The sequence below is a fragment of the Mesorhizobium sp. M7A.F.Ca.US.006.04.2.1 genome (assembly GCF_004022915.1).
GTDB lineage: Bacteria > Pseudomonadota > Alphaproteobacteria > Rhizobiales > Rhizobiaceae > Mesorhizobium > Mesorhizobium ciceri.
On sequence record NZ_RZQA01000086.1, the window covers coordinates 1 to 11,927 of the forward strand.

The 11,927-nt window shown below is 59.3% G+C and carries 16 protein-coding genes and 1 pseudogene; 12 read left to right on the forward strand and 5 right to left on the reverse strand.

Features of this window, described 5'->3' with window-relative positions; genetic code table 11:
• The coding region (locus EN925_RS40105) for a hypothetical protein (RefSeq protein ID WP_206632795.1) at positions 1-216 on the reverse strand (216 nt) is incomplete at its 3' end.
• On the opposite strand from EN925_RS40105, the gene EN925_RS40110 reads away from it, so the two are divergent.
• The 4 genes from EN925_RS40110 (at position 206) to EN925_RS40580 (ending at position 2,784) form a co-directional block, all read left to right on the forward strand.
• Complete coding sequence (locus EN925_RS40110; protein ID WP_206632797.1) at positions 206-358, forward strand: hypothetical protein; 153 nt, start codon at positions 206-208, stop codon at positions 356-358. The two genes, EN925_RS40105 and EN925_RS40110, sit on opposite strands and share 11 nt — an antisense overlap.
• Before the next feature lie 736 nt (positions 359-1,094).
• Positions 1,095-1,940 (forward strand): LysR family transcriptional regulator, encoded by an 846-nt coding sequence (locus tag EN925_RS07175; RefSeq protein WP_127388276.1) that lies wholly within the window; start codon positions 1,095-1,097, stop codon positions 1,938-1,940.
• A 441-nt stretch (positions 1,941-2,381) separates the two neighbouring features.
• On the forward strand, positions 2,382-2,648 hold the full coding sequence (locus EN925_RS07180) for an AraC family transcriptional regulator (RefSeq protein ID WP_245461100.1): 267 nt from the start codon (positions 2,382-2,384) through the stop codon (positions 2,646-2,648).
• 22 nt (positions 2,649-2,670) lie between these two features.
• Positions 2,671-2,784, forward strand: a complete 114-nt coding sequence (locus EN925_RS40580; RefSeq protein ID WP_245461099.1) for an AraC family transcriptional regulator — start codon at positions 2,671-2,673, stop codon at positions 2,782-2,784.
• A gap of 123 nt (positions 2,785-2,907) precedes the next feature.
• On the opposite strand, the pseudogene EN925_RS07185 reads toward EN925_RS40580, so the two are convergent.
• Positions 2,908-3,133, reverse strand: a pseudogene (locus EN925_RS07185) (SOS response-associated peptidase family protein); the annotation flags it as partial.
• Between the two features lie 6 nt (positions 3,134-3,139).
• On the opposite strand from EN925_RS07185, the gene EN925_RS39580 reads away from it, so the two are divergent.
• The gene (locus EN925_RS39580) at positions 3,140-3,334 is read left to right on the forward strand and encodes a hypothetical protein (protein WP_164769439.1); all 195 of its coding nucleotides are present in this window, start codon (positions 3,140-3,142) and stop codon (positions 3,332-3,334) included.
• 79 nt (positions 3,335-3,413) lie between these two features.
• Here EN925_RS39580 and EN925_RS07190 read toward each other — a convergent pair whose 3' ends face one another.
• Entirely contained in the window at positions 3,414-3,944 is a 531-nt protein-coding gene (locus EN925_RS07190) for a ferritin-like domain-containing protein (RefSeq protein ID WP_127370039.1), read from the reverse strand.
• Positions 3,945-4,085: 141 nt separating this feature from the next.
• A complete protein-coding gene (locus tag EN925_RS07195; protein ID WP_127370038.1) occupies positions 4,086-4,268 on the reverse strand; it encodes a hypothetical protein in 183 nt (60 codons plus the stop codon).
• Positions 4,269-4,877: 609 nt separating this feature from the next.
• Here EN925_RS07195 and EN925_RS07205 point away from each other — a divergent pair.
• Positions 4,878-5,198, forward strand: coding sequence for a hypothetical protein (locus tag EN925_RS07205; protein ID WP_164766095.1), 321 nt, complete (start codon positions 4,878-4,880; stop codon positions 5,196-5,198).
• 120 nt (positions 5,199-5,318) lie between these two features.
• A complete protein-coding gene (locus EN925_RS07210; protein ID WP_127369746.1) occupies positions 5,319-6,032 on the forward strand; it encodes a Crp/Fnr family transcriptional regulator in 714 nt (237 codons plus the stop codon).
• 425 nt (positions 6,033-6,457) lie between these two features.
• On the opposite strand, the gene EN925_RS07215 is transcribed toward EN925_RS07210, so the two are convergent.
• Positions 6,458-6,694: a hypothetical protein gene (locus tag EN925_RS07215; protein ID WP_127369745.1), complete on the reverse strand. Its 237-nt coding sequence runs from the start codon at positions 6,692-6,694 to the stop codon at positions 6,458-6,460.
• A 512-nt stretch (positions 6,695-7,206) separates the two neighbouring features.
• Here EN925_RS07215 and EN925_RS07220 point away from each other — a divergent pair.
• From EN925_RS07220 to ligD, 5 genes are all read left to right on the forward strand, one after another.
• Positions 7,207-8,175, forward strand: coding sequence for a manganese catalase family protein (locus tag EN925_RS07220; RefSeq protein ID WP_128336427.1), 969 nt, complete (start codon positions 7,207-7,209; stop codon positions 8,173-8,175).
• Between the two features lie 127 nt (positions 8,176-8,302).
• Positions 8,303-9,352: a chemotaxis protein CheB gene (locus EN925_RS07225; RefSeq protein ID WP_128336429.1), complete on the forward strand. Its 1,050-nt coding sequence runs from the start codon at positions 8,303-8,305 to the stop codon at positions 9,350-9,352.
• A gap of 164 nt (positions 9,353-9,516) precedes the next feature.
• Positions 9,517-9,678: an invasion associated locus B family protein gene (locus EN925_RS39590; protein WP_164766096.1), complete on the forward strand. Its 162-nt coding sequence runs from the start codon at positions 9,517-9,519 to the stop codon at positions 9,676-9,678.
• Positions 9,679-10,070: 392 nt separating this feature from the next.
• The gene (locus EN925_RS40585; protein ID WP_245461123.1) at positions 10,071-10,370 is read left to right on the forward strand and encodes a hypothetical protein; all 300 of its coding nucleotides are present in this window, start codon (positions 10,071-10,073) and stop codon (positions 10,368-10,370) included.
• A gap of 558 nt (positions 10,371-10,928) precedes the next feature.
• Positions 10,929-11,927, forward strand: a 999-nt coding sequence (ligD, locus tag EN925_RS07240) for a non-homologous end-joining DNA ligase (protein WP_206632799.1), incomplete at its 3' end; no start/stop codon positions are given.

The following is an 11,927-nucleotide window of genomic DNA, read 5'->3' on the forward strand; positions in this document are numbered from 1 at the left end:
AACGCATACCATCTTGCGAGAGCGGTCATCGATGCCGCCTTCCACGCTCGACAGCAGTCCATGGCGGGAACTGCCGCACTTCGCGGGGATATGGATGAAACCCGACAAGCGATTGCCGCATTGCACGAACTCGTGAAACGAATTCGCCAGCGACAGAGCCAGAGCGAGGAAAGCGAATCTGCACCAGTTGCCGTCTGCGCGCTCGATGCTGATCATCCGCAAGGCCTTCCACGATCTGATCTCGGAAACCAGAGCGCCGGAGTCGCAATGGCGCGATTTGGCCAGGAGCCTGGTGCACGAATTCACCGGGTGCGAGCGGATCGAAGCTGGCTTGCTGGATTGGATCGAAAGCAAGTAGAAGTTGTCCACCCTCTGCATTTTTGAGGACCACGTACTCTCGATCTCCCGGCCTTTTTAGCTCTCGCGCATCGCCCACAGCTTTTGCCATGGCGGGGGTCACGCGCAGCGTCTTGCGGATGAGAAAGCCGCCATACCCAGACGGTAGTTCGGCCCGTCGAAGCCTACCATCGGTTCGATTCCGGTATCCGGCAGGGCCGAGGCCCGCAGGAAGTCCCAAACGCGCCTCTCAAGTGGATCCCTTACGAAACTCTACCGGCTAGCCTTTTCTGATGACAACGGGAAGCACGATCCTGCCAAGGCGTTCGGATGACCTTGATCGCCCAGTTGCGAAGGTCGGGCTCTCCTCGGGACGGCCAAAAACCGCTGAAGATGCGCCTGCTGACCTCGCCGGTGGCAAGATCGAGGCTCCAAGCGATGCGGTCCGCCCTGGCCTTTCTCTCAGGACATCCATGGCGAGGGGCTCCTCGATCAACCTCGGCCGCTCCGCCCTTTTGCCAGCGCAAGATTTCGCTCCAGGATTCCTGGAGACTCCGAATGGCCGTCATACTCGGACGAAAGCTCGTGCGCTAAGCAGGGTGGAAATGTGTGTTCGTGGGTGTTGGCGTCCGGGTAGTGGGTAGCTCCGCATCCGGTGTGCCCCACACGTTTGCTCAAACGTGTTCCGCAGGAACAGCAAAGCAAACGAATTAAGTGCTACCATCAGTGCAAAATTATTGCTGTCATAAGAGGAGCCCGTGGACATCAATCGAGCGCGCACTTTCCTTGAAATCGTCCATTCGGGTAGTTTCCTGAAGGCCGCGGATCGTCTTCATGTCACGCAGACCACTGTAAGTGCTCGCATTCGGACGCTGGAGGAGGAGCTCGGACGGCAGCTCTTCATCCGTAACCGCAACGGCGCTCAACTGACGCCGGCGGGACGCGAGTTCGAGCGGTTCGCCCAGTCCTTCGTGCAAATATGGGAACGTGCTCGACACCAGCTCGCCATCCCTTCGGGGCGGACGAGCGTGGTGGCGCTGAGCGGCGAACTGAGCCTCTGGAACCCGCTTCTGCTGGACTGGCTGGTTTGGATGCGAAAGGCGAGGCCGGAAATCGCCATCAACGCACAGGTCGGGGTGCCGGACCAACTCATCGAACAGCTCAGGACGGGGGTTCTCGATATCGCGGTGCTATACGCGCCGAAGCTGCTCCCGGGGTTCAAGGTAGAGCTTCTCGTCGAGGAGCAACTCGTCCTGGTCCGGACGACCGACAGAGACGGAGAGGCTGCCGGTTCCAAGGACTATGTCTATGTCGACTGGGGGCCGCTGTTTGCGGCTCAGCATGATGCCAGTTCCTCTGCCTTTGGCGAGCCTGGATTGATGGTCGGCCTTGGTCCGCTCGGGCTGAGCTACATCCTGCGCGCCGGTGGCATGGGATATTTCCGCAGGGGCGCGGCAGCTCCTTATATCGAGACAGGCCAGTTGGAGGTCGTGGAAGGCTCCCCGGAATTCACCTATCCAGCCTATGCGGTCTATCCCGAAGCTAGCGAGGCTCGGCCCGACGTGAAGGAAGCGTTGCGCGGCCTGAAGCAAGTTGTGAAATGATCGTTCCTCCCAGGCGCGGAGGTCAACAAGAATTTCCACAACCACGCCCTGTCGGCGGAGTTTCTTGCCGACCTGAACCGACTTGTGCCCCTCGGCAGGGCAGCGGCGGTGCGTCATCATGGCGCCGGACAGGCGGGAACGCCTCCTTAGGCCGCTTCAGCCGGGATGTCGACAACTGCCTCGGCGAGTTCCGTCAAAGCCGCGTCGGTCTCTTCTCTCCGCCGAGCGTGAGGTCCAGCAGCTTGACCGCATCTTGTACACAGCCCATGCCTCCACCTCTGAGCAGGAATTTGCAACGTGGGACTGACTCTGTGAGCAACGCGAGCTTGACTTCGGCGGCATCCTTCAACGCAGCTGTGGCCGCAGGCCGAACCTTGTGGCTGGGAGCCGCACGGCCCCCTCAGGCGGAACTTTAAGTGCGATGTATCAGGAGACCAAAAAATGCCGAGTGACGATGGCCTCCCCGGGTCGATTTTCGGTCGCAATTCGGCCCGACAGCCGACGCTCAACACGAAGGGCGGGCTTTCGGTCCGCAGCACTCGTCGCGTGCAGGAATTCCTGGACAAGAACTTCACGCGCAAGCTGGCGCTTGCCGAGATGGCCGCGGTTTGCGGTCTCTCACCTTATCACTTCATGCGTGCTTTCTCGAAGACGTTTGGAATGCCGCCGCACCGTTACGTGATCGAGCGGCGGCTGAATTTTTGCTGAAAGGCAGCTTGCCCTTACCCGTATGACGATCCCCGACATTGCTCATTCCTGCGGATTTTCGAGTCAGAGCCATCTTACCACCGTGATGAAGAAATACCGACGGACGACGCCGTTGAAGGCGCGGCTGGCAAAGTAGACCCCAACGTTTGAATATTAGGCCCAATTCGTACCTAAGCCTCGGCTGTGACAGCCGCCACATGCGGGCTTTACGTCGTCAGATGCCGAGGCTCAGAACCGGCCGGCCGGTTGTTTTGCCCCTTTAGCGCTTGGGTTGACGACCGCCGGCGTCGCTCCCTTCCCGAACGGTCTCGATTGCCAACCCAGCCGGCAGGGCCGTCAGCAGATCAGCCGGGTTTCGTGACTTGGATCCATGCCGCCCAGTCCTCTGGGCGCAACACGACGATCTGGCGATTGTGTATGGGCGCCATATCAGGCCCGGGCTCCGTCGTCAGCATCGCGAATGTGGGTGGCTTGTTGCCTTCGCCGTCAACATGAAGACAGTGATGTTCCCGTTTTTCGGCAGCCACCGGCAGGCGGCGGTGTCAGGCGCCGCAGACTACGGCTTGCGTACCGTCGTGCAGGATGCCCTGTGTAGCGCCTCCGATGAGGCTCATGATGCCATGATCGATGTGTTCAGCAGCCGCAACAGCCAGCACATCGAAACTGCCACTACCGATCAAGTTTAAGAGACTAGACAGAGTAACTCGATCTCGCAAGGCAAGGGTTGCGACGAGGCCGTGACCCTTGTTGCGTGGGCCTGAAGGATCAAGCCGCTTTTTGCTGCTCGGCCGCCTTGTCGTTCACGCCGGATTCGCCGAGGGAGGTCAGGGCCTCATCGGTGGCCTTCTCCTCTTCGAGCGTGGCGTTGAGGAGTTTGACAATGTCATTCTTACCCAGCGACGTCGCCCAGGCGATCAGCGTGCCGTAACGTGCGATCTCGTAATGCTCCACCGCCTGCGCGGCGCCGACAAGGCCGGCGTCGATCGAGGGCGAACCCTTGTATTCCTCGAGGATCTCCGATCCTTCCTCGATGATGCCGTCAATCGCCGGGCAGGTCTTGCCGCGGGCGGCGGCACCCAGGATGTCGAACACTTGCTCGAGTCGCTCCACCTGACCCTCGGTCTCGACACGGTGTTTTTCAAAGGCGGCGGAAACCTGCTCGTCCTGCGCGCCCTTGGTCATCTTTGGCAGGGCTTTCAGAATTTTCTTCTCGGCGTAATAAATATCCTTGAGGCCATCGAGGAACATGTCCTCAAGGCCCTTATTGCTGGCGCTTGCTTTGTTGGTGGCTGCCATCTGACAATCTCCTTTGGTTGAAATCACCCGATCGGGTGCTATTCAACCTGGAGTGTGTCGGCAGGTTCCATTGGATGGCACTTTTATGCATCTGCCAGGCGAGATCTAATCGGCGTATCGCGCAACGCCTATGATTGGGACTCAATCGACCTTCAGGCGATCCGACAGATTTTTCGTTACTCTCTGAATAAGGGCGACCTTGAATGCAGCACCTGCGGGGTCGCACCTCGCTTTGGACGGGCCGTTGATCATCAGAACAATTTTAGCAGACTTCTCCGTGAGGCCGTGCCTGGCTGCAAAATCGGCGACCTCAAGGATAGTCATTCTCGACTGCCTTTTGCCCTGCACGGTCTCCTCCGGCGGCATTCAAAGCCCATTGCCACCATAAACCGCTTGTCCGCCATTCAAGTAATGCGCTTGGGCGCACGGCCGGCGCCGGCTGATATTTGCCGCTTCGAATGTTGGATCTGATACCCTAATAGCGGGGAGAGGCGGAGCTACCCCGGTGCCGCTGTGACCACGCACCGACCAGCCAATTGTCTGGGAATAACCAAGTCCTCGGACTGCCGGAACAAATCACTCAGCAGCAGCTTTGCTCACCGAGAACGTTCGTGTCGCGGGTTCACCGATCGAAATATGACGCGCGAACCAACGCGGCCGTCAACCGACGGGAGCAACCCGATGTTTGCAGACGATATGGCAGCAAGACGCCTGAAAATGCTCGTCGAAGAATATGTCGAAACGAGGAAAAGGCGCCATGAGGTCATTTCGACCTCCATGGCAGAAGCCGCCATTCGACAGTTACTCCCGAACTGATAGCCGCCAGCGCCATCGCGCATGGCATCGGCGTCCGGTTTGGCAGGTCGAGCTCAACGCAAAGCCTCCGCTGAGCAACTGATTAGCCAGGTCAGGCGCCCACGTGGATATCCCCGCTTGGTACGTTTCCGACGCTATTCATCAAGCGTGCTGCATTTAAAAGTCGAAAAAGGTGGAGCAGCCATGCCCAGATTCTTCTTTCACATTCGAACCCGGGACGGGCAGCTCCTCCAGGATCCAGAGGGGCAGGAGTTCGCAAACTTGCAAGACGTAGAAGACGATGCCATGGCTTCGGCCAAGGAGATCTTGGCTGAGGGATTACTGGCCGGCAAGCCGGTCCTAACCGGCGATGTCTTCGAAATCTTCGATGAGCGCGAGGTCCTTGTTCTAGAATTCCCCTTTTCGCGCGCGGCGGAAAAGTCCGGTGCCCGGCCATAATGCCTAACGTGATTAGGTGTTGTGACCAGCAGAACCTATATATGACCTATCGTTCGCACGTTTTCACGGGCGCGAACGGCTGGGAGATCACAGAGCTCTTGCCCTATGGAGGGTGGAGTTATGTCTAACCAGCCAAACAACAGTTGCCGTAATGCCCTGTTGAAGCGGCTTTCTCCCGTTGACCTGGACCTACTTGAGCGACATCTTAAACGGGTGGATCTGCCATTGCGCACTCCGCTTGAGACCGCGAAGGCCCCCATCGAATACGTCTATTTTCTGGAAAGCGGCATCGCTTCGGTGGTTGCCAAGTTCCCGAAAGGCCGCGATACCGAGGTGGGCCTCATCGGTCTGGAAGGCATGACCGGCGCACTGTTGGTGCTTGGCGGCAATCGCGCCGCACATGATACCTACATGCAGATCGCCGGGGACGGATTCCAGATTCCTGCATTGGCATTATCCGCAGCCATGTCAGAAAGCACGACGCTTAAGGCCCTGCTGCTTCTCTATGTGCAAACGCTCTTCATCCAAACCAGCTACACCGCCCTGGTGAATGCCCGATCGAAATTGGATGAACGCTTGGCGCGCTGGCTGCTGATGTGCCAGGACAGGGTAAGGAATGACAGGTTTGCGATCACCCATGAGTTCATGTCTGTTATGCTCGGTGTGCGGCGACCTGGCGTGACCGTCGCCCTTCAGGAACTTGAAGGCAAGGGCCTGATCAGGGCAAACCGAGGTGAGATCCTTATCCGCGATCGCGATGGCCTGTTTCAGATCGCCGACGGCACCTATAGCGAGCCGGAACATGAATATGAGCGGCTGCTCGGTAAAATCTAGCCATAGTCGGCGGCGGCAACGAAGGTGACGGTTGCGATGACCGTCCCGTCGTCGAGCGCGACCTCAAACGCGGCATCACTTATCAACGGTTTGCCAGCGCGCAATTCCTCGGCCATCAGGTCCTTGGCTGCCCAAATCGCTTCGCGAACGGCGCTTTCGTTGTCGGGGAGCTCACTACCCTCCGGATCAGGCCGCCGACGTCCGGCTAGGACAAGGTGCAAGAAAAAGCGTGGCAACCGGTGTCTCCGCCAGCGGCAGTCCGGCCGCTATAGGGATGTAGGATGGGAAACAGTGTCTGCAACCGTACCAAGGACCGCTTTTAACGTCGACAGCGCTGCCCTAACGCAATTAAAGCTCAGTAAGCAATTGTTGAGCTCCAGGCGTCGGGAACTCTCAACTATGGTGGGGCAACAGCATGCGCAACTTCATTCAAGAGAAAGCTGCCAGCCTCGAAACCTATAGGTCCAAATCTGATGTGGCTTTCTGGTTACCGCAGCAGCGACATTATCTCGACGTCCGTTGTGATAGCCGACATCCGAAATCGGCTCCCTGCCTGCGAGTGCAGCGATGAGGATCTGGTCGGCCTGATTGTTCACGCCTAGGCAGGACAAGGGAAGGCCATCGGCTTCGATCTGCGGGGTGAACCCGTTGCCGATGGACACAGGAGTTGCCCGATAAAAACTGTATCAGGAACTTCTCCTTAAAGACGAGAGAGTCACTGGCGCTTTTCTTCTTTGATCTATCTGAACAACGGCGACGTATCCGGACGCTGAGACAGGTTCAGTTCCGCCAACGGAGTGATAGCAATGATCCCGTCGAAGCCGAGCGATGTCATCGAAAGCGCACGTATGTTCCAGCGGCGGGCTGATGCGCATTTGGAAGACTTACAAGCGACCATTCAAGCGACGCGACAGAAAATCGAAGAATCCCGGAAGGTGCTTGAGCGCCTGGCTACAAATGGACACTCAACCGAGCCGTAAGGTATGACTTCTCCGCTTTGCGTCGCTCATTCACGAGGGCGCTCCGGCTGCTCTTGTCCTGCAAGCCGCTGAGGCTATAGGCTTTGGCATTTGCGCCCATCGACATAGAGCCCGCGATAGCGCGGCTTCGAGCAGATATGGAACATTCCTCCGAAGCATGAGTTGGGCATGCCAACGCACCCGGAGGAATGTCAATGTTCATGCACAACAAGCGCCTGCAATACACCGTCCGTGTCTCGGAGCCAAACCCCAGACTGGCGTGCATGATCATGGAACAATTCGGCGGCGCCGACGGCGAGCTGGCCGCAGCGATGCGCTATTTCACGCAAGGGCTCGGCGAAGACGATCTTGGGCGTCGCGACATGTTGCTCGACATCGCAACCGAGGAACTCAGCCACCTCGAAGTGGTGGGATCGATCGTCACCATGCTGAACAAGGGGCTCAAGGCACAACTTGCCGAGGGCCAAATGAAGGAAGCGGACCTTTACCTGATGATCGGCGCCAGCGGTACAACGGCCAAGGAATCGATTCTGTTCGGCGGCGCTCCCGCGCTTTGCGACTCAGCCGGCGTTCCCTGGACCGCCGCCTATGTCGACTCGCGCGGCGAGCCTACGGTGGACCTGCGATCGAATATCGCCGCCGAAGCTCGCGCCAAGATCGTTTACGAACGCCTCATCAACATCACCGACGACCCCGGCATCAAGGACGCGCTCGGCTTCCTGATGACGCGCGAGATTGCGCACCAGAAGTCATTTGAAAAAGCGCTTTACGCGATCGAAAACAATTTCCCGTCAGGCAAGCTCCCGGGCGTAGAGAAATACGCCAGCATGTACGTCAACACCTCTCAAGGCGACGGCGATATCACCGGGCCCTGGAACTCCGGCGAAGAGTGGGATCGGATCGATAACCTTGAAGAGGTGATGCCCGTCGACGGCGGAGACGGCCTGGCAACTGTCAAGCTGGGGGCCAAGGACATGAAGGTGGTGGCCAAGATGGCCGACCGTACTCTTTCCGATCCGGCTTCCGATCCGATCACGGGCGCTGATCTAGGTGCCGGTCCGGGAGCTGGCCGAACCAAGAACGCGGATTTTGGCGGCGCGGCAAGCATTCAGGAGGCGCCGGCCGTGGCCGAGGCTGCTGTCAAACGCGCACGTAAGCGTTAGTTTGGAGCTGACGTCATTGCGGGCAACTATGTTCGGGGTCAGGAAGCTAACGACGAAAGCAGGGCATCCGACTGGCAGCAGCGGACTGGCCGGAGTGCTCGCTATTTGCTGAGTGGGTGAAGCACATATGGCCACCGCCGCACCACGATCAGAGTCGGAACATGCGGGGCAGTCGGAGAAGATGCGTGCCTACGGTTGCGAGAACCGGTGCATTGTCGCAATCGGAGCCTCGGCGGGGGGCGTCGACGCGCTGAAGAGACTTGTCCGCGATATCCCGCCGGACATTCCGGCGGCCCTCCTCATCGTACAGCACGTCGGCCCCACGAGTTACCTCGGCGACATTCTCGGTCGCGCTGCCAACATGCCCGTAGCGAATGCCGCAAGCGGCATGGCGGTTGAAAATGGGCACATCTTCGTTGCACCGCCCGGAGCTCACCTGCTTTTACATGACGATCACATGCTGCTGCGACGCGGGCCGCGGGAGAATCTGGCGCGCCCCGCCATCGACCCCCTCTTCCGATCGGCGGCCTGCAGCTTTGGTGGCAGCGTAATTGGGGTCGTGCTCACAGGCAACCTCTCCGACGGCACCGCGGGCCTCCGCGCCATCAAGACTTGCGGCGGCGTCAGCGTGGTCCAGGATCCCGACGACGCTGCAGTACCCGGTATGCCGCTGAGCGCCTTGCAGAATGTGGAAGTCAACCATTGCGTCGCCCTCTCCGAAATGCCTGGCCTGTTGCGCAGGCTTGCTTCCGAACTGGCAGGGCCGACACCAGAAATCCCGCCTGTCATCCGCCTCGAGGCTGCGATTGCTGCTCAGGAGCACGGCACAATGGAACAGACAGAAGGCCAGCTTGGCACCCCCTCGACATTTGTCTGCCCAGAATGTCACGGACCACTTTGGGAGATCGAAGACGGGCCGATCACCCGCTACCGTTGTCACACCGGACATGCGTTCGGAGCAGACGTTTTGATGCAGGCTCAAGCGGACGATGCGGAACAGGCTCTTTGGAGCCTTCTAAGAGCGCACCAGCAGCGAGCCGAGTTAGCGAAACGAACCGCAAAACGCGAAGCCGCTCGTGAAAGACATAGCTTGGCCAGCCAAATGGCTGCGCGGGCCGCGGAATACGAAGCTGACGCGAAACTTATTGAAGAGATCATCCATCGTCGAACGACATAACAAAGTAGAGGCAATCGAGGCAGGGGCGGGGTCTGATGTGGATCCCAGGAAATAGCGGCTATTCCATCAGGAACTTTCCAGCGTTAAGAACGTGCGCTGCAGATCGACGACGGCCAACCGCTGGAACCACTGCGGTTCTCGACCTGCCTGCGGCTGGCTGCATCATGCCGCTCACCCTCGATGAACGGACAGTAGCCGCATTGCGGGCGGGCTCGGTGCTGAAGATCAAGGTTAAAAGCGCCGATCAAAAGGACGTGGCGCTGTCCGTATCGTTGAAAGGTCTTGCACCCGCGATGGACAGGCTCGGCGTCCTCGCTGGATCTTGAAAACGCGGCCGTGGGGGGCCGACTGCCAACGCAGTGGTGCGTTCTCGCCTCCCGCCATGACGCGGACACAACAACTTACGCCGGTTGGCAGGGTCTAAACCGCAGGTATCCGAGACGGACACAGCGAATGCCCCGGGTTGGGTGATGAGGGGTCCCGTGGTTTAGGCTCGCCAATGGCCGGAGCCGCAATGCAGTTCCGGCCATTTTTACTCAGCCTGAGATTTTTGCCGCCCGCGCCATTGGCGCGGGCCGCAGACCTCGATTGCCTAGCATCAGGAAAGAAGCTATCGGTATGCTCTTGACGAGAGAGGAATATGTTCCTTATTTCAGCTTGATCTGGAGCAGCAAGGGACCATGGCTCGGCGTCACTCGCGCCGCTGGCCGGCGAAGCTATGGCAAAGACAGCGGAAGACAATTTTCGGATCGAGGTCTGGGATCGCGAGGAGCAGGCTTTGTCAGAGACCATTTCGCGTTCTCCCGATCCAACTGTGAGTCAGGCAGCCTGGCAAGCTGCCATCCGGCGCCGGCCGGGCATGTTGCTGATCCACTACAACAGTCGGCATGTGATGGAGAAAATCCTTACGCCGGGCGAGGTGAAGATCCCGTCACAGACCATCATCGATGGCAGCGTCCATGCCGGCTTCGATGTGGCGCTCGGCGATCTTCGCGAATGGCATGTGTTGCGGGCTTAGTGCAGATCCTGCTCGCACCACGCGACGGTAAAGCCTGCCGGGCTCATCCAGCGCTATGGAAAAGGCGCCCTGTTCAGCTCTGTCGAGCGAGCGCTTTTCTGCACGAGTTGTGACAGGGGCGGGCCTGTCCGTCTTGAAATTCACAAGCTGCCACGCAATTGAGGAGAGCCGAAGGGAGCACAACCTGAGTGATTCATCAGGCAATGCCACTGTACCGGCCAATCCTAGCGTCGCCGATGCGCGCGAACGATGCCGGTCGCATCCATATCCTGAACGCAAACCATACGGACCGCCGCGGACGGGGACAGTCGGTCCCGCGTCCCGTCCTGCGGCCGGCGCTATGCTGACGCTCCTACGGCTGTCCCGTTCACCGCCCGCGGCGGGGGCGAATTTCCTCCGTCCAGCGCGCGACAATGCCGCTGTTGCGGACGCGCGCAGGACTGCGGCTTATACGCCGTTCTTCCTTAGAGCGCCGACGGTCGCCGGCGCGTAGATGCTTGGGGATGGAACCGAACCGCGGGGCAGGGTATTGAATCGGACTATGTAACCGAGTTCCGCATGTCGCCTGTAGATGGCACCCTAAGCATCAGCAAAAGGCGCACACGGCGCAGAGACTCAGAATCTATCCCTGCATATCCGCTGCCGGGGTTTCGGTCGTTCCAGCTCTGCACATTGACAGACCAAATACCGGTGGGCGGGGATTGGCTTTTCGAGATGAAGTTCGACGGCTATCGTGCCCAAGTCGCCATCTCCGGCTCGGACGTCGTCGTCTATACCCGCAATGGCCACGACTGGACCCGACAGTTCAAGGTCATCCTGCCGCCGCTTCAGAGACTGACAAAGGGCGCGGTGCTGATCGACGGTGAGATCGTCGCCATCGACAGCCAGGGCCGCACGAACTTCTCCATGCTGAAAACCGGCATTGCCGCGGGTCTGCCGCTCAAATTCTACGCCTTCGACCTGCTTGAATTGGATGGCCAAGATCTGTCGAACCAGCCGCTCCTCGCGCGCAAGGAGCGGCTGGAGTCCCTGCTGGGCACTCGCCTGCCAGACGACTGCCTGCAATTCTCCAGCCACATCGTCGACCAGGGCAAAAGGGTGTTCGACGCCATGTGCGAGGGCGGCCACGAAGGTATCATCGCCAAACGCGCCGACAGCTCCTACGTAGGCGATCGCACCAGGAGTTGGCTCAAGATCAAGTGCACGAAGCGACAGGAATTCGTTGTCGGCGGCTATCGCCCGAGTGACACAGGACATGGCATGGCCTCGCTTATCCTCGGCACTTACGACAATGGCAAACTCATCTATCGCGGCCGTGTCGGCACGGGGTTCACCGCGGCGATGCGCAAGGACATCGTGGCGAAGCTCGAGAAACGCCGTATTGAGAAACCGCCTTTTGTTTCTGTTCCGAGAGACATTGCCCGCCGTGCCCGATGGGTGAAGCCCGAGCTTGTCGCCGAAGTCACCTATGCCGAAGTGACACCGGACGGCAGCTTGCGGCATCCAAGCTTTGAGGGCATGCGCGAAGACAAGCCAGCCGACCAGGTGGTGATCGAG